Source organism: Marinobacter shengliensis (assembly GCF_030297115.1).
Taxonomy (GTDB): Bacteria; Pseudomonadota; Gammaproteobacteria; order Pseudomonadales; family Oleiphilaceae; genus Marinobacter; species Marinobacter shengliensis.
This window is the reverse complement of the sequence record NZ_AP028062.1, coordinates 373,959-391,902: the sequence shown is the minus strand read 5'-3', so window position 1 is coordinate 391,902 and position 17,944 is coordinate 373,959. Positions and strand designations below refer to the sequence as shown.

The window sequence follows — 17,944 nt, the reverse complement described above, 5'->3', positions numbered from 1 at the left end:
GTTCAATCCTCTGCCTTTTTCAATTCAGCAACAGCGCTTTGCTGAGCTTTGAGTGCCGGGGCAACGCCCGCCACATAGAATTCTTCACCCCGATGTTCCGTAATCAGAATCCGGACAGACTCTGCACGCACACCCAGGCTGCTGGTGATCGCATCGGTAATCGCCTTGGCCGCCCCGGATTTTTGTTCAATGGTGCGGCCTTCCATCAAATGCATTTCAATAATCGGCATGTTCTGCTCCTTTTCTTGTTATTCGCCAAACCGGACAGAAACGCTGCCAAGATCCTGATACCTGGCAATCACGTTATCGCCCGGCTGCACTGCAATGGCCTCGGTTATGCCGCCACTCATCACGAAGCTTCCTGCAGGAAGGGTCTCGCCAAGGTCGTGGAGAATGTTGACCAGCATCGCCACAGCGTTAGCAGGATTGCCAAGCACCGCCGCAGACGCGCCCATACCAACGACCTCGCCGTTCTTTTCCATCACCACTCCGAGCGTGCGCAGATCAACATCTTTCGGGTGCCGCGCCCGGCCACCTCCGACAAAACGGGCTGATGAGCCGTTGTCGGCAACGACACTTTCAAGGTCGAATTTGAATCCGGAAAAACGCGAATCAATAATCTCGATTGCGGGCAACACGTAGTCCGTTGCGTCAATTACGTCCTCGGCGGTCACCCCTGGCCCCGCCAGATCCTTATTGGTCACAAACGCAACTTCACACTCCACTCTTGGATGCACCAGGTCTGACGTGGAGACAATTGAATTTTCCGGTCGGGCCATTTTGTCCGTCAGGAAGCCGATCGACGGTACATTCACGCCCATCTGCTCCATTTTCGCTTTTGACGTCAGACCAGCCTTCCATCCGACCAGAGTGTGCCCCTGCTCGATAAACCGACGCCGCAACTCCGATTGCACGGCATAGCCATCTTCAATCGTCATATCCGGATATTCATTGGTCAGCTTGGGAATGGCGTAGGCTCTGGTCTGGGCGCCCTCAACCCGCTCGCACAAACGGACAATATCTTCGCGATTCAGCGTAATGCTCATACTGCACTCCTCCCTGCAAAGCGAACGGAGCAGCTACCAATACCGCCAACCGTACACACCAATTCGTCACCATCCACAACCGGCACCAGATTGGATTGCGAACCCGACAGAATCACCTCACCCGCTTTGAATGGAATTCCCAGTTCGCCAAGCGTATTGGCCAGCCAGGCCACCGCATTGGCAGGCGAACCCTGCACTGCGGCCCCGACGCCGGTCGAGTACAACTCGCCATTCTTTTCCAGCACCATGCCGGCCATGGTTATGTCGACATCGCGAGGATCCGCCTTTGAGGAACCAAGTACGTAAACCCCACAAGAAGCGTTATCTGCCACCGTGTCCTGAATCAGGATCTTCCACTCCCGGATCCGCGAATCGACTATTTCAAAGCACGGCGACACGTACTCGGTGGCCCTTATAACATCCATTGCCGTTACACCGGGGCCCCGCAAATCTTCTTTCAGCACAAAGGCCAGCTCCGCCTCAGCTTTCGGCTGGATCAGTCCATTGAGGTCGATTACATCTCCTTCCTGATAAACCATATTGGAGGTTAGCTGACCAAAGTCTGGCTGAAATACACCGAGAAAATCCTGAACAGGTTTACTCGTGACGCCAATCTTCTTACCAACAATCTTTTCACCCGCTTCGACCCGCCGCTGGATGAACCTCAGCTGGATTTTGTAGGCATCCTCAAGGCTGATGCCAGGCTCCCGATCCGTAAACGGCGCAATGGTTTTGCTCTGGAGGAACGCCTGGTAGAGTTCGTCACCATACTGATCAATCTTTTCCTGATTCATACTCACCTCACATCTTGATGCAGACATTGCGCATCTCGGTGTAGAACTCCAGGGAGTGAACACCTCCCTCCCGACCGATACCGGACTGTTTTGAACCACCGAAAGCCGTGCGCAGATCCCTCAGGAACCAGCTATTTACCCACGTAATCCCCACATCAACCTTCGCCGCGACACGGTGTGCACGAGTCAGGTTCTCAGTCCAGATAGTGGTAGCGAGCCCGTAATCGGAAGCATTCGCCAGCTCGATGACCTCTTCTTCCGAATCAAACGGGCGGATGTGGCAGCAGGGACCGAAGATCTCTTCTTGAATAACCGCCGATGATTCCGGCAAATCTGTCCAGATCGTAGGCTGTACCCAGGAGCCCTCAGACAATTCCGAGGGCATCTCCGGAACCCCACCGCCGGTAACAATCGTTGCGCCATCGGCTTTGGCTTTGGCGTAGTAGGACAAGACCTTGTCTCTGTGCTCATGACTAATGAGCGGTCCGTAATTCACACCTGAGTCTGTCGGCCGGCCCAGACTCACACCCTCCACTTTCTCTTTAAGTGCAGCCACAAACCGTTCAAAAATTGGTCGCTGTACATAAACCCGTTCCGTGCCAAGACAGACTTGCCCAGTATTGAGAAACGCAGAACGGAAAATACCGTCGACCGCCTTATCAAAGTCGCAATCAGCGAACACAATCCCCGCATTCTTGCCCCCCATTTCAAAAGACACATCCCGAATGCCATCAGATGCCGCCTTCATGATGGTCGATCCAGTGCGGGTTTCTCCGGTGAAAGTGATGGCGTCGACATCTTTATGACGTGTCAGGAACTCTCCTGCCGAGTCCGGGCCAAATCCGTTGATGACGTTATAGACCCCTTTCGGAACTCCAACCTTGTTCATCACCTCGCCAAGCAATGTTGCGGTTAGCGGCGTTTCTTCTGAAGGCTTGACCACAACGGTGTTTCCACACGCCAAGGCCGGACCCACCTTCCAGGTCATCAGAAGGAATGGCGCATTCCATGGCGCAACCACACCGATAACACCCTTCGGTACGCGCATACCGTAATTCAACGCGCCACGCCCATCCGGGGTGTCCATATGGAAGGTTTCAGTAGGAACATTCTTGATGATGTCCGCGAATACTTTGAAGTTAGCAGCGCCCCTGGGGATGAAAGCGTGCGTCATTACATGGTGGGGCTGGCCAGTATCGGCCATTTCCGCTTCAACAAAATCATCAAAACGGCGGGTTATCTCGTCAGCAACCTCGTATAAAAGGTCAACGCGCTGATTCGTAGCGAGCTGCCCCCACTCACCAGCTAATGCATGCTTCGCAGCGCTTACAGCCTGATCGACTTCTTCCTGGCCCGCCTCAGCAATACTGGCAATAACCTGATCATCCACCGGGGAGCGCTTATCGAAACGCTGGCCCGAGCTGGAAGCGATGAACTCGCCATTAATGAAATTGTTAATCTGGCGCATAAAATTTCCTGCTCAATCCTGTATCGGAACTTCGGGTGTCTGTTTGTACCAACCTGTTTCGAGTCTATGGCCAGCAATACATACCGTCTAATACCATTTAATAGGAAACTTGCTACCTTTTAGGTATCAAGATAAATGTACGCGCGCTGTAGGCGCGCGTGTTCAGAGGGGTTAGCTGACGACAGTCAGAAAGGTTTCATGGAGCTTACGCTGGGGATAATCGAGGCCTTGACCAAAGTTGTCAAAGGTCCAGGTCAGCGGTTCATAGTCCGGGTACGGCTGGTATCCGCCCATGAAGGTTTCGAACCGGTTACCTGAGGGGTCCCACGCGTAAATTGTGCAGCCTCGCGTGACTCCGTGGCGAGTTGGCCCGATATCCACAGGCACCTTGTTCATAGACATGATGTCCCCGGCGCGCAACACTCGTTCCCAGCTATCCATCAGGAAGGAACAATGATGCAACTTGCCGGGCTCAGGATATTCGGCAAATGCAATATCGTGGACTTTATGGGAACAGGAGAGCCAGATTACGGCTTCGCTATCACCGTCTTCCCCGAGAACTCTCTCGACAAGGTAAAAACCCAGTACGTCGACAAAAATCTTTTTCACTTCAGCTATATTGGGCCCATACAGCAATGTATGGTCTAACCTTACCGGTGCAATTCCCCGTTCGGAATCCTCACACCAAGGTCCAGGGTTAATGGTTGGAATCCCGTTACCAACCGACGTTTTCGTCGCGTAGAGTTCGATTTCGTGACCCGATGGAATGGTAAACCTCACCCGTTCCCCAGTCTCAAGCAAGTCACCTGCAGGGAGACGGCGCGTCTCGACACCGTAATCGTTAAGATCTTTTTCCAGCTGGTCGAGTGTTGGCTCATCCAGGACCTTGAATCCGAAAAAATCTATTCCTGCCTGATCAGACTCCCGCAAGATATAACTGTTATGGTCACGCTCATCCCAACACTTGAAATACACTCGGCCTTGCGCGTCACGCCCTGTTTCGACCAAACCAAGAACATCCCGATAAAATGCAACAGCTTTGTCGAGTTCAAGCACCCGCACTTGAGCATGCCCCGGCCGTAAAACACCTGTCATTGCCATGATGAATCGCCTCTCAGATCATTCTTGTTGCGTCATATAGACTTGAACAACGGGCTGCGCACCTGCTGGGCATCCGCTGCAGAAATAAACTTTTCGGTATAGATGTCTCGTTCGTATAATCGACCCTGCATCAATGTGGAGATACACGAATCGATCATTCTCGGGGGACCGCAAAGGTAGGCTTTACTACCACTGAAGTCATTGGCAAAGTGCTCCTTTGCGGCATCGTGCACATAGCCACGGAATCCCTGCCAGGAAGAATCTTCCGGCTCATCAGACAACGCCGGAACGTAGGTGAAGTTCTCGTAGTTTTCCGCCAACCTCAGAAACTCATCGTGATAATAGAGCTCCTCCTGATTGCGCTGGCCATAAACCAATGTAATCGGCAGCTCAAACCCCTCCTCCAGCAGGTCCAGAATCATGGAGCGTGGGCTTGAAAGCCCGGAACCACCCGCCATAAAGATCACAGGAACGTGTGCGGACTTTTTCACGAAGAAGCGGCCGTATGGTCCGCTTGCCGTCAGTTCATCACCTACTTTCAACTGCTCATGAAGATAAGTTGTTCCCTCACCCCCAAGCACAATGCGAACATTGAGTTCAATCTCGCCCGAGCCAGACGGCGCATTTGCGATTGAGAAGGCCCTGTGGCCTATCTCATCCGGCAGCTCCAGATTAATGTACTGGCCAGCCTGGAATTCGACTTTTTCGCCAGATTTGGGGCGCAACCAGATTCCTTTTATCGTCGGGGTGAGTTCTTCAATCCGCGTAACCTCACACCGATAGTCTTTCACCGGAAGATTCCTCGCGTCCGGGTCTTCCTCGATTTCGGCCTCAATGACCAAGTCACTTTCCGCTGTAGCGCAACAAGCAAGACATTTCTGTTCTTCGCGCTCAAAATCCATCAACGCAAAATCGGACACCTCACCATGTTCTATCTCACCGTCAACTACCTGGACTTTACAGGTCGCACACAAGCCGTGGCAGCACGCGTGAGGGAGATAGATGCCCGCTCTGAGCGCGGCGTCGAGGATGGTTTGGCCATCCTCGATTTCGACAGTCTGCCCCAGCGGCTCAATCGTCAGTTCATAACTCATGTCACACTCCCGCCATTAACCGCAGATCGTATTCAACGACGGGGTCTGAAAGCGCACCAGGCTCTTATGGCCGACGCCGTTTTCAGCAAGCGTAGCGTCCCAAGCCGGTGCCCATGGCTTATTGCCCTTGAGCCAGCTTACATTGTCCCAATCTATCTTTTCGGCATCAGGGTCAGCCGCAATCAGCGGCACAACATTGTTCTTAACGAGGTCTCGAAATGTGCTCTCAGGGGATACAAACAGGAGGAAAGCTGAGGCGAACAACAGATGGTTATCCCACCCAACGTAAACCAGCTGATTGCCATTGAAGTTTTCTACACGGTCACGGGGAACACCGATATATTCTTTTCTGGACACAACAGACATGATGTATCTCCTTGTTTTTGTTTTCGGGCTGGCGGAACGACCAAACGCCCGCCACCACCAGCCCCTCAGTTTTAGTTAGAGGTAGTTGCTTCTCGCCATTTCTGGAAACTGGTCTGATCGTGGGAGCCCTTGTAGTCACCATTATCGGACCCGTTTTCAAGACTGACCCACTTCATCCAGGCCTCGAGATCTCCGTTAAGCGGCTCCTGGAAAAGGGCCGGCATAGGCAACCACGCCTGAACATACTTCTCCGGCTCGCCCTTGAAAATGTCACAGCAGTGCTCTGAGCAGAACTGGTAGGTTTCGCCCTTATATTCCGTTTCTCTATGGCACAGGCTGGAGGGGTCGCCTGGCTCAGTAAACACCGTCGGTAACTGACAGGTTTGACACAGCTTCGCCAAGCCGAAGTTATTGAATGGCGTACCTTCCGCCTCCATTTTCTTGATGTGCTCCCAGCGGGGGCGATAGTACTTGTCGAAAGTTGTCGGGTATTTTTTGGACAACCACTCCATATCGTCATCACTTGGAATCCAGCTATGGAAAGCTGTCCCAAAGTTCCACTGATACAGTGCCAACATGAACTGATGCGACATGTGATCAACCGCTTCGCCCGCATCTGCCCAACCTTTTGGAGGACGGATGCCGTAGCGGGCTAAATCGTTGAACAGCGCGCCTCCGTTCTCTTCGCCGTAGATATCCCAGGCTTCACGCCAGGACATCACACGTTTTGGCAGCATGTAATCCATCATGGTGCTAACCAACCCGAGCACCCGGAAACCACGCCAGAACCACTTATCAATCCACTTCTGAACGATCTCCACATTATCCGGATCCTGCTCAAGCATGAATTTGATGCACTCCAGACCCAGCGTCATGTGACGCGCCTCATCAGACTGAGCAGAGAAGCCGAAGGTCACGGTCGACATGTCGCCGTTATAAGCAGCCCCGGACATGAATGGCACAAACAGCAGGTTCGTCAGCACATATTCAAACGAGAACCCAATTGCAATCATGAACTCGAACGGACCTGCGGACATCGCGTCGTCGAAGAAAGACCGAGCTACTGACGTGTACCAGATCCGGTCACGCTGATCAGCAAACGCATGAAAGCCACTGTAGAACTTGTTGTAGTTCGACATGGCGTGGACCTGCGTCTGGGCATGACGAATTTCATCAATGGCCTGCATTTGGCAAGCCACCTGAGGCCCCACGCCAGGAAACTCTCGGCCAGTCCGGGCGAAACCCTTATGGGCAGCGTATTCGCCCGGGCTAATCGCTTGCAGAAAAATCTTTAGTGCCGACAGATAGCGGGCATCGGTAATTTTCAAATGCCCATTATTCTGGGCAAATGCATCGATGATCGCGTAAAACTTTCGCTCCTTTTCGGCCTGATACTTCCAATAGGCATCCATGGTCAGTCGGAAAGGGTCTTCCCACTTTTCCCAATCATGAATTTTGATGCCTTCGTAGGTGGCGTATGGAAACAAATCCTCTTTCTTCTGATAGGACGGCTCCCAGGCCAGGTCCCGCGTCAGGTAGCTGTACTTTTCTTTGAGGCTTAGCTTTTTTTTGTTTACCGGGGTATCCATAATTCAATCCTCGTGGTTATTTCCAGCTCAAGGTGAATGTGTCTTCGTCTTCGCTGAGGTGACCAGACATAGTGATCAGGTTGACTTGCAATTCCTGCAAGTCGTACTCCCGCCCAATCTGTTCCTCGATAGTTTCTCTGCGAATTACCAGCTCATCCGGCGCATCTATCTTCACCATCGCCGGCTCCTGATGAACCGTTGCGTTGGGGTTATCCAGTTCAATGGCCTCTATGATCGGCCGCGTTTCTTCGTTGGTTTGAAATGCAATAAAAACGGTGGACATGATCGCTCCTTACAAAGTGATGCCGGTTTTTGCGATGCGGGCTCGGAAAGCGTCTAGCTCCTCACACACCATTTCATCAACCCGCTCATCCACCACAGAATTCACAATCGGTAGCAGTGCGGACGCCGCCCGGTCACTCCAATGGTTAATCCACTCGGACAGAACTTGCGCATTTTCAGGAGACTCAGCGGCGGCCACTTTCAGCACCCCAGTGGTCCACTTTTTGGATTCGGTGAACCAGCTAGTCATGAACTGGGTCAACATGGCCACCGCCTGCCCACCCTGAGAGGCAAAATAGGTGTCCACAAGACGCTCGTAGACAATCGGATACAGCAGGCCGTCCAACACAACGTTCTGCAGGACGAACACTTCAAACGGATCCCTCACTACCATGCTGTCTTCAACGTAACGACGCAGCGACTGCCACGAGGGATCGTTCATCCAGATGTCTTTCCCTTTTTCCAGAGCATCGGTGCCACCAAGCAGCAAACCGAGACGGGAGAGATACTGGGAGATACCAAGGTTATCCATTGCGTGGTACATGCATGGCTGAGTGAACACCACGCCATAGCCATACCCGCATACCAGAGTGTTATTCTGATTCGCTCCCCAGGCTGCGTGACGCAGGGGTACGAGCAAATTCAGTGCAGACTCTTTTAGCTCATCAGACAGCATGTCTTGCAGGCCTCGAGCCTCAACGAAGGCGAAATTCGCCTCCATATTTTCCTGCTGGCGGGAACGAGTCAGCGTGTAGGTACTGTAATAAAACTGGCGAGGGTCTTTCAGGTCATACCAGTCATTCATCCGGATACGGGAAAGATTGGGATCGTAAAGTTCCTGATCAGGATCCCAAGTCGGACGATAGTGAAGATTTTCAGCCGCCTGTAGATCGTAACTTCCCTCCTGGTAGCGCGAAGCGGGCTTGTCACCGAATCGGCGAGCCAAGTGGTCGTACGTTTTTCTGACCGGTTCGATACTTACTGTTCTAAGGTCAATCTGCATTTTTTGTTATCCTCTGCTGTCTTGGTGTCTTGAGAGAAGTCAGGAATTACTTGAACCGCTTTCCTGTCGCATCGCGAAGGTTCCAGGCGAAATCCGACATCCGATCCTCTGGCCCGGAATCTTCAGCGGGCCCCATCGTCTGCACCTGATTCATTTCGCAAAACTCTTCAAAAGCGGGGCGGGAGAGAATCATTTCAACGAACAGCTCTGGCTCACCAACTGCAAAATCGAACTCGACAAAACCGTCCGATCGCTCGCCGGTGATCCGGACATAGCGACGCTCGGTATCAAGTTTTGCCGGCGTGATATCGCCCGAATAGTTTGTTTCTGCCATGTGCTTCACCTCAACCTCTGACCTGAGGGCCAGTATGTTTGGTGACATCATTTGCCCTGGTGTTCAGGGCGGAAGGAATTGATGCCATCTTGTTTTTGTATGTTGATGCCTGGATTTCCAGACTCGCCCATCACCGCTCGACTGGGCACACACCATACAAAGCAGATAGCGTGCCAACCACATAACCACTTGTTTTTTATTATATTTACAAACAATGAAGGGAGATCAGGGATGCGCAGACTTACGAAATCGAACACCTCTAGGGCTGGACTTACAAATTGGTCAAGCTGCTGCCCCATCAAAAAAGGCCGCAAGTGCGGCCTTTAGAATATCGAGGAATGAAGTGCTTCATTAATCTTCATAGGATTCCGATGATTTAGCTAGTCGATATGCCAATTGACGACGCGAAATACCCAACAGTTTCGCTGCGTGGGTCAGGTTCCCTCCTGCCTTATCCACGGCCATTGTCATCAAGGTTTGTTCATGACGCCCCAGATCAAACCCGTCATCCAGTAACGACTCAAACGCGCGCAGTTCACCTTCCTTTTGCGGATTCTGCACGGTACCTGCTTTGCCCACTGCCACCTCGGCGACAGTTGCCGCGGCCCCTTGCATCAAGACATGCTCCAGCTCCAACACACCACCACTCGGTGCCAGCAGCACACCCCTTTCTATCAGATTTTCCAGCTCGCGCACGTTGCCTGGCCAATCATATTCAATTAGCGCATGGACAGCTTTATCAGAAAGCCCTTTGATCTTCTTTGAGTAAAGAGGCGCGTACTTGGCAATCATTGCTTCTGCCAGCAAGGGGATATCGGATTTACGCTCTCGCAAGGGTGGGATCTGAACCGGATAGGTCGCGAGACGATAGTACAAATCTGATCGGAATCTACCGGATGTGATTGCCTCATTGAGGTTCACGTTGGTTGCGGCCACCAAACGGACATCAACCTTGATCGTTTTATCGTCGCCCAAACGTTCCAGCTCACCAGTTTGCAACACCCTAAGCAGCTTGACCTGTGCCGCTGGAGATAGATCTCCGACTTCATCAAGAAATAGCGTACCGCCATCCGCTCGCTCAAACCGTCCGCGCCGAGACTCTTCGGCACCCGTATATGCACCTTTGCGAACACCGAACAGCTCAGATTCAATCAAATCGTGCGGAATCGCCGAACAGTTCAGTGCAACAAAAGGACCTTCAGCTCTGCCACTATTCTTATGTAACCAATGAGCAAATACTTCTTTGCCTACGCCGGTTTCGCCCAGCAGCAGCACGTTAATTGGACTGTCCGCTGCCCGCTCAAGCAGATGAAACGCACTTTTGAACGCTTGCGACTCACCGATGAGATTCCCGCGTCCCCGTTTGCTGCAAAGAGATTCGCGTAGATTGGTCACCTCTTCCCGAAGTTCCCGAATCTCTCGGTCAATATTGTCGGGCTTAAAGAGTTTGACGTATTCCTGATCGTCCCATTCTTCTGCAGGTTTGCCGACTATTGAACATTTGTCATCCCCGCAGCACAGACATTGCTCCTCCCTGAAAACAACAAACCTGTTGAAAAAGCGGGTAACGTAGCCAGATGCATATCCGGCCAACGTCCAACAGGCCACTTCACCGCCAATCCCGAATGTCTGTATATGAGACTCCGCCTCCCATGAGCCCTCCCAATCGACAGCGCCATTGAACACACCTTTGTCCCAATCGATCTCAGCACTCGTGATTTCTGCTTTGACCAGTCCTTCAAAGGCGTGCAACAGCGGGCCAATTCGAAACACATCGTAGGGTTCACCAGAGTCAATCAGCTTTCGGGCCAGTTCTGCATCTCTCTGGCCAGACTCGAACCCCATTCGTAGCAACAACCCTTTGGCACGCAGTACACCCAGAGATTGAATAAGCTCTGTCCGCAACGCTCCGAATGCCGACGCATGCAGGAGCAACATCCGATTTTCGTCAAGCCAGATATTACCCTCATCAATATTGAACTTAAGACGCGAACGCAGATTGAACTGTTCCACGAGTTGTTTCTTCGACATGGCCCCACCTTGCCAAGATCCACCCCCCGTCAGCCACTTGGGAGATGGCAAGCGGGGGCCGGCATTGTTGTTATAGGAAGACCGATGTCCCTTCAGTCGCTTCTAACCAAACAATCTACAGCGCAGGCCTCAGCTTGTCACCGGCTGCATTTTTGGCACCAGTAAAAACCGCGCGAGGGCGGGCAAAAGAACCAGTGCACCAACCATGTTCCAGATGAACATAAACGCCAGCAACAGCCCCATATCGGCCTGAAACTTGATGGGAGAAAACCACCAGGTCAGTACTGCCACTCCAAGGGTTATACCGGTCAATATCACCACCTTGCCAGTGAATAACAGCGCACCGTAATAGGCATCTGACAAGTTCTCGCCAGCCCTCAATCGCGCCAGGGTTACTGACAATATGTAGAGCGCGTAATCGACACCGATCCCCACGCCCAACGCTATTACAGGAAGTGTGGCAACCTTGATCCCGATATCCAGCCACACCATAAGGGCCTGGCACAGAGCAGAGGTAATCATCAGAGGAAGTACGGCGCACACCACCGCCCGCCAGGATCGGAAGGTGACAAAGGCAAGAACAATCACAGCGGCATAAACCAGCACCAGCATCAGCAGGTTGGCCTGTTCGACCACGATATTGGTGGCGGCCTCGATACCGGCGTTACCGGCAGCGTTAATGAATCTCAGGCTATCGGTACTGTACTCGGCAGAGAATGCTTCCGTTGCCGCGACGACACTGCTGAGTGTGTCCGCCTTGTGATCTTTGAGAAACGCAAACACCGTCAATAGATCGCAATTCTGGTTAAACAATTCACGCGGTGCACGGGTAACGATTGCGTTCAGCATACCTTGGGTTTCCGGTATGCCCCACCATTTGAGGCTACCCTCATTCATACCCACATTGGCGACTTTGGTAAGGCCCGCCAATGACTGTGTCGATTCAACCCCCGGCAGCTGTTGCAGGCGCCGCTCCAGTGCATCAACGCCTTTCATCGTCTCATAATGAATACAGGCATACTGTTCGGTCTTGACCATCACAACGTAGACGTCACTGCTTGCCGCATAGTTCGTAACCATGAACTGGTTGTCCAGGTTGTACCTGGAAACTGCACGCAGCTCTGGCGCACCGATGTCGGTGTCACCGATTTTCACGTTAGAGCCAACCACAATACCCATGACACCGAGAGCACCGAAAACCAGTATCGTGACGCCGGCCACTTTGCGCTCGGTGAATTTGTCCAATAATGCCCAAACCGGGTGTTTGCTGTGCGTGATATCGTTCTGGTTGTCGATATCAGCCAGCACACTTCGGGTGGCCGCTTTGCTATTCACACCGGTGTAGGACAAAAGTATCGGCAGCAAGATGAGGTTAGTGAAGATAAGTGCGGCAACACCAATACTGGCCGTGACCGCCAGATCCTGTATGACGGGAATATCAATCACCATCAGCACCGCAAACCCGATGGCATCCGACACCAATGCGGTTAGTCCGGCAATAAACAGGCGCCGAAAAGTATGGCGCGCAGCAACAAACTTATGAGTGCCACGACCGATATCCTGCATGATGCCGTTCATTTTCTGGGCACCGTGACTCATCCCGATGGCGAACACCAGGAAGGGGACAAGTATCGAGTACGGGTCCAGCTCGAAGCCCAATACTCTCAGCAATCCCAGCAGCCACACAACGGCAACCATCGAACACAAAACCACTAACAGAGTGCTGCGCAGGCATCGGGTATAAAAGAACAAAACCACCGCGCAAATGGCAATCGTCAACGCAAGAAACAGAAGAACCTCTTGCATGCCATTGATCAAATCACCTACCACTTTGGCGAAGCCGGTGATGTATATATTGATGTCGTCCGATTCGTATTTAGCTCTCAATGACTCCAAACGTAAACCGAGGTCATGGTAGTCAATCGTTTCACCCGTAACATTATTGAGCTCCTGTAGCGGAACAAAAATAATCGTCGACCGGTAATCCTCCGCAACCAACTGGCCAATCTCACCCGAACGTTCAACATTCTCACGAATCTGCTCGAGACTTTGCGAAGAGCCGTCATAATCGTCTGGAATGACCGGCCCGCCATCCAGGCCGACCTCTGTGACACCAGACCATCGCACAGCAGGCGCCCACAGGTGCTTCATAAAGGGGCGATCAACCCCAGGCAGCAAAAACAACTCTTCACTCAACTGCCGCAATGTTTCCAGGTACTCTCTATCAAAGATATTGCCCTGGGTGGTCTCCACCGCAATCCTGATGGAGTTCTCGCTGCCCGCCAGCTCACTTCGGTGTTCCTGATAGTTGATGATGAATGGGTGGTTGGTCGGAATCATCTTCTGAAAGGCCGCACTCATCGTGATGTCGCGCGCCTGCAGACCCAAAAAGGCGGTGGCCAGCAAACACAAAATCACCACAATCGCACGGTTATTGAAGAGCGCACGCTCCACAACACTGCCCGACCTGGTATCAAAATCTTCGAGGCTACGAATGTTATCTACTTGTTGTTTATTGGCGCTCATAGTCTTTAACTCACTTGAACTCAGCATTATCAAGGCCAAGAAGCTTCAGCCCCCGGCCCGTCGCCACCACCAATTCGCCACGGGAGTTCAGGGTCATGTCGGTGATGGCAGCGTCCGAGGATTCGACAAACTCTCGAAGGCTGTTGTCTTTCTCCGAAAACAGAAACAGGCGACCGGAAACATCGCCCAGCACAACGCCCCGGGGTGTTGATAGGGACGCATTGAACGAGGACTCGGTACTGGAGTTAACCCGCGCCCACCCTTCTGCATTTCCGGTCCAGATATTTCCGCGCAGACCGTGCAACAAGTAACCGCCATCACTGAGCGCCACACCGCCAAAAAACGTCCCCTGATAATCAATGGGTATGGGCTCAAAGGTTTGGCTAGCCTCGGAAAACGAAGCTACAAAACCACGTTCGCCAACGATCAAATCGCCGGCCTCGGAGGACGGCACAAACTTGTACAAATGAGAGGAGTTCGGGTTATTGATCGCAGTAAAAGCAGATTGCCACGATTTGCCCAAATCGCGTGTGCGCAGCGCAATGCCATAACCGCCCAATAACCAGCCCTCACCAACGTCATTGAAGTAGAGATCCAGAACAGGTTCGGTACCATTCAGATAGGAAGCGTTGCGCTTTAGCGCCTGAGCCTCAGGATCATCCTCAGATGCCCCTGCCACGTCGGACTTGATCATCTCCACCAGGTCATTGCCAGTCATCACTCTGACCCATTGATCACCCGCAGAATCCGTTTTCAGAATCACTCCGGAGTGCCCAACAGCCCAGCCTTCCAGATCGGAAACAAAGGCCACCTGTGTCAAGGTCACACTCACAGGAACGCCCGCGGACTGGCGCCAGGTTTCACCGTGATCGTCTGACAGCAAAACAATGCCTTGCTCGCCAACTGACACCAAGCGATCTCCAGCTTTTGCGAGACCCAACTGCACAGAATGCCTCGCATCCTTCGACAGCATGGCTGGCAGCTCTGTGTAGTCTGGCAACACTCCGTTACCTGCATAAACTCGCGGAGCGAACGAAAGGGAAATCAAGATCAGCAGCACCACAAGCGATGCTGCCGAGAACTTCAGGGAGAGGTTTGTATTCTTCATGACGTGAACACCTGAAACGAGCCTGTTAAACCGGGATTACGCTGGGGCAGGCACCGCGGACGGATACCTGCCCCAAACATCAACGCATTGCTTCAGCCGCAACAGCGTCACCGGTAAAGTAGGTTTCAGGCTTGACAGGAACCACATCCAGATATTCCTCCTGCAAGGCCTGAACGATACTCATCGTGTTCGCCTGAAGGTTGAATACCAGCGTGGTTTTCATGGCTTTCGCCGGAATATCGGGAACGACAAACGGCGTTGTCATAGATGCCCGCCAGAGATTCCCCTCAGAATCATAGCCATCCACTAAAGCAATCAGCCAGCTATCTTCATCAAGGAAATAGGTCCTCTTCGGCACAGCATGTCGCTTGCCTTGGGCAACCGTTGCTTCAACTTCCCAAACGCGGTGCAACTCCCAGCGCACCAGGTCGGGATTGGCATGGTAATTCATGTAGGCGTCATCAATGCTGGCACCGATGAAGTTGTTGTTATTGTAGGGAATCAACATTTCCCTTTTACCGACCAAACGCCAATCAAAGCGGTCAAGGGATCCAAAGAAGCCCTGAACTTCATCAAAGTAGTTCGCACCTGATGCCACAAAATCCGGCGTGTCATATGAAACGGTTGGGGCCTGGCGAACACGACGCTGGCCCACCAGATACTGCCAGGCCTGACGGGCGTTTTGCTGACTGATGCTATCCCGGATCACCAACGACTCACCCGCCTTGAAGGGAGGCGCCAGAGTATTGAACCGGAACATCGCGTATTCCCCGCTCCAGGAGTCAGGAGTTACCCCTTCATAAAACTGTGGATACTGAAAGGAGATTTCGTTCCGGGTTGCCAAGGTGTGCGAACCATCCGAGTTACCCACAATATTTCTAAACGTGTATTCGATGGAAGGCGCCTCTGTTCTGAGGAGAAAGTTCCACATCACCTCCACACCGGACTGTGGGATCGGGAACGGGGTGCCGCCAGCACACCCCTCAAGGGAGTATCCCCCGGCCACAGCCTCACACCTTGTCGCGTTCGCAAAAGCGTTGTCATAGACAGACTGGGGATGCGCCGCAGTTCGATGCGTTGGATAAACATTGAGGAAGAACGTGTCCGGGTATTTTTCGAGTAGCGCCTTTACTCCTTCAGATAACAGGTGCTCATACTCTCCCATATTTTGCCTGGTTACCTTGTACAGCGGTTCTTCATCTGAAAACAGTGAAGCAGGGATATCCCCCAAGTGCTTCCCCGGCAGCGCCTCCGTAATACCACCGGTCCATTCAGGAATGGTTCCGTCAGCGTTTCCGGCCCGCTCGGCTCCAACCGGGGTGAGGTCTGATTTCAAACGTTCAGCCTCATCAGACGATACCGCGGAGTGAACATATCCGGCGTTCAATGCGATCACTGAGGCGATAACAAGTGCAATATTGTTTTTCTTCATGACAAACTCCTAATTACAGATTCGCGTTTGCGACCATCAAAAAGTGCGCTGCACGGAAAGCGAGACAAAGTCTCTGTCACCATGAAAGTTCTTGTAGGAAAGTTCGGGAGCCGCTGTGTCGTACTTGATGATGGAGCCCGATGCGCCGTAGTAATGGTTGTAGTTGAGGCTCGCTTGCCAGGTTCTCTGGTAGTCCGCAACAACACCAAGGCTCAGGGTACCGCCGTGCTCTGAGGGGAATAGAGCCCCGTTCACAGAAGAGCGACCATCAACGCCGTAACTGACGCCAACGGGGGTTCGCAAGTCTAAGCCCGGCGAAACCTGAAAATACTCAGGAGTGAAGAGAAACTGTAAAGCCGTTGCATCTCGGGTAGCACTCGGATCTAACTGATCTGCATTTTCCTTTATGCTCAAACGACGATTAAACGCCACCTCCGCCAGCAATGTTGCGCCATCCCAAATGGGGCTCTCATTGAACACATTTACAACTGACAGGTTTGCGTGAAAGGTTCTGCCAACCGGATAAGCCGGATTATTGCTGTTATCAGAAACAGTATCGCCGGGCAGTATAACGGTATTACCAGAGGCAACCAGCGGCATGTCATCACGGATTGACGCTTCGGCAGACACGTTTGCGTCAGCGATTAAGGTACTGACACTGGCACCAACGGTTTTGATGTCTTCCGCATAGGTGAGCACATAATCGCCTATGCTGCCGTCTTGCACGTTTACGCCCGGTCGCACGTAGAACTGAGGCATCTTGTCGTGAAACTGCGCGGCGTATAAGCCAAAGTCATAGTCACCAGCACGGACTTTCAACTGCGCACCAAACTGGCCGCTATCACTTGCGCTCTGATCATCTCCACGATAAACAGATTGGCCTGGCCCCAGAATGATGGTCTCGCCACCATCATCAGCGAAGTCGGCGAAACTGAAATAACTGCCAGCGCCCGGAAGCCGAGTCTTCTCCCACTCAAACTGGTAGTAAGCACCTACAGAAACCGCCGGAGACAGCTGCAACTGTGCTGCCAACTGGTTTACCGGGCGAAGTATTTCCTGGAAGCGGGAGTTCGGAACGGACAAACCCTTCACCAGATCCAGAGACGTTTGGGCTGCGGCAATACCGTTAGAACCGAAGAACAAACTCTCCCCATACAGCTGGGTAAAGCGACCAGCCTTCAGGTTCAGGCTCTTTTGGTCCAGATAGAAGTTCCCGAACACAAAGGCATCCAACAGCTCGCCTTTGCGGCCATGTAACTTCTCGGTGGCACGTGTGAATTCATCAGTGTCGACAGAGCGAGAGTTGTAGAGCGCTCCGCCCAGCTCGCCGGGGTTGTCATGGCCGGTGTTATAGACCGAGTCGTACCAGGCCGCACCACTCACCCTGAGCCCGTACCGACGTTTGTAGTTCAGGTTGAATTCGGACAAAAGATCCAACCGGTTAGAAATCAATCCCTTGTCGAAATTCAGGTCGCCATCGTTGGTGTTTGCCTGAACACCAATACTGTTGTCTGCGACACTTGAATCCTGATCGCTGACTCGCCAGGCGGCACTGTATTTAACCGTGGTATCAAGACTCATACGGAGGTCCCGATTACCTGTTTCGATCACCATGGCTGTGGCAGTTGTGCTTACCGCCAGCCCGGCAAAAATGGTCGTATTGAGAATGGCTGCGGCTAGTTTCGAACGTGATTGCTTAGGACATAAGCCATTATTTTTGTTTAGCATTCAATTCTCCTCATGCAGGGGAGTAGTTGTTTTTGTATGGGA

The 17,944-nt window shown here is 52.4% G+C and carries 16 protein-coding genes; all 16 read right to left on the bottom strand.

Features of this window, described 5'->3' with window-relative positions:
• Positions 1 to 2 precede the first annotated feature (2 nt).
• Entirely contained in the window at positions 3 to 230 is a 228-nt protein-coding gene (locus QUE75_RS01730) for a tautomerase family protein (RefSeq protein WP_138436919.1), read from the bottom strand.
• An 18-nt stretch (positions 231 to 248) separates the two neighbouring features.
• On the bottom strand, positions 249 to 1,046 hold the full coding sequence (dmpH, locus tag QUE75_RS01725) for a 2-oxo-3-hexenedioate decarboxylase (RefSeq protein ID WP_286253266.1): 798 nt from the start codon (positions 1,044 to 1,046) through the stop codon (positions 249 to 251).
• Positions 1,043 to 1,840: a 2-oxopent-4-enoate hydratase gene (dmpE, locus tag QUE75_RS01720; RefSeq protein WP_286253264.1), complete on the bottom strand. Its 798-nt coding sequence runs from the start codon at positions 1,838 to 1,840 to the stop codon at positions 1,043 to 1,045. The genes dmpH and dmpE overlap by 4 nt, the downstream gene beginning before the upstream one ends.
• 7 nt (positions 1,841 to 1,847) lie before the next feature.
• A complete protein-coding gene (locus QUE75_RS01715; RefSeq protein WP_286253262.1) occupies positions 1,848 to 3,308 on the bottom strand; it encodes a 2-hydroxymuconic semialdehyde dehydrogenase in 1,461 nt (486 codons plus the stop codon).
• Between the two features lie 171 nt (positions 3,309 to 3,479).
• Positions 3,480 to 4,409, bottom strand: coding sequence for a catechol 2,3-dioxygenase (locus QUE75_RS01710; RefSeq protein ID WP_286253260.1), 930 nt, complete (start codon positions 4,407 to 4,409; stop codon positions 3,480 to 3,482).
• Between the two features lie 32 nt (positions 4,410 to 4,441).
• Positions 4,442 to 5,503, bottom strand: coding sequence for an NADH:ubiquinone reductase (Na(+)-transporting) subunit F (locus tag QUE75_RS01705; RefSeq protein ID WP_286253258.1), 1,062 nt, complete (start codon positions 5,501 to 5,503; stop codon positions 4,442 to 4,444).
• A gap of 15 nt (positions 5,504 to 5,518) precedes the next feature.
• Positions 5,519 to 5,869: a phenol hydroxylase subunit P4 gene (locus QUE75_RS01700; RefSeq protein WP_286253257.1), complete on the bottom strand. Its 351-nt coding sequence runs from the start codon at positions 5,867 to 5,869 to the stop codon at positions 5,519 to 5,521.
• Between the two features lie 71 nt (positions 5,870 to 5,940).
• The gene (locus tag QUE75_RS01695; RefSeq protein ID WP_286253255.1) at positions 5,941 to 7,458 is read right to left on the bottom strand and encodes a YHS domain-containing protein; all 1,518 of its coding nucleotides are present in this window, start codon (positions 7,456 to 7,458) and stop codon (positions 5,941 to 5,943) included.
• Between the two features lie 16 nt (positions 7,459 to 7,474).
• Positions 7,475 to 7,741, bottom strand: a complete 267-nt coding sequence (locus QUE75_RS01690; RefSeq protein WP_138436927.1) for an MmoB/DmpM family protein — start codon at positions 7,739 to 7,741, stop codon at positions 7,475 to 7,477.
• A 9-nt stretch (positions 7,742 to 7,750) separates the two neighbouring features.
• Positions 7,751 to 8,743 carry a ferritin family protein gene (locus QUE75_RS01685; protein ID WP_286253253.1) on the bottom strand — a complete coding sequence of 331 codons (993 nt, stop codon included), beginning with the start codon at positions 8,741 to 8,743 and terminating at the stop codon, positions 7,751 to 7,753.
• A 46-nt stretch (positions 8,744 to 8,789) separates the two neighbouring features.
• Entirely contained in the window at positions 8,790 to 9,077 is a 288-nt protein-coding gene (locus QUE75_RS01680) for a phenol hydroxylase subunit (RefSeq protein ID WP_138436929.1), read from the bottom strand.
• Between the two features lie 351 nt (positions 9,078 to 9,428).
• Positions 9,429 to 11,108 carry a sigma-54-dependent Fis family transcriptional regulator gene (locus QUE75_RS01675; protein ID WP_286253249.1) on the bottom strand — a complete coding sequence of 560 codons (1,680 nt, stop codon included), beginning with the start codon at positions 11,106 to 11,108 and terminating at the stop codon, positions 9,429 to 9,431.
• Between the two features lie 129 nt (positions 11,109 to 11,237).
• Positions 11,238 to 13,634 carry an efflux RND transporter permease subunit gene (locus tag QUE75_RS01670; RefSeq protein ID WP_286253247.1) on the bottom strand — a complete coding sequence of 799 codons (2,397 nt, stop codon included), beginning with the start codon at positions 13,632 to 13,634 and terminating at the stop codon, positions 11,238 to 11,240.
• Positions 13,635 to 13,644: 10 nt separating this feature from the next.
• On the bottom strand, positions 13,645 to 14,742 hold the full coding sequence (locus tag QUE75_RS01665; protein WP_286253244.1) for a WD40/YVTN/BNR-like repeat-containing protein: 1,098 nt from the start codon (positions 14,740 to 14,742) through the stop codon (positions 13,645 to 13,647).
• A 79-nt stretch (positions 14,743 to 14,821) separates the two neighbouring features.
• Positions 14,822 to 16,174 (bottom strand): DUF1329 domain-containing protein, encoded by a 1,353-nt coding sequence (locus QUE75_RS01660; RefSeq protein ID WP_286253243.1) that lies wholly within the window; start codon positions 16,172 to 16,174, stop codon positions 14,822 to 14,824.
• A gap of 36 nt (positions 16,175 to 16,210) precedes the next feature.
• Positions 16,211 to 17,902 (bottom strand): DUF1302 domain-containing protein, encoded by a 1,692-nt coding sequence (locus tag QUE75_RS01655; protein ID WP_286253241.1) that lies wholly within the window; start codon positions 17,900 to 17,902, stop codon positions 16,211 to 16,213.
• Between the last annotated feature and the right edge of the window lie 42 nt (positions 17,903 to 17,944).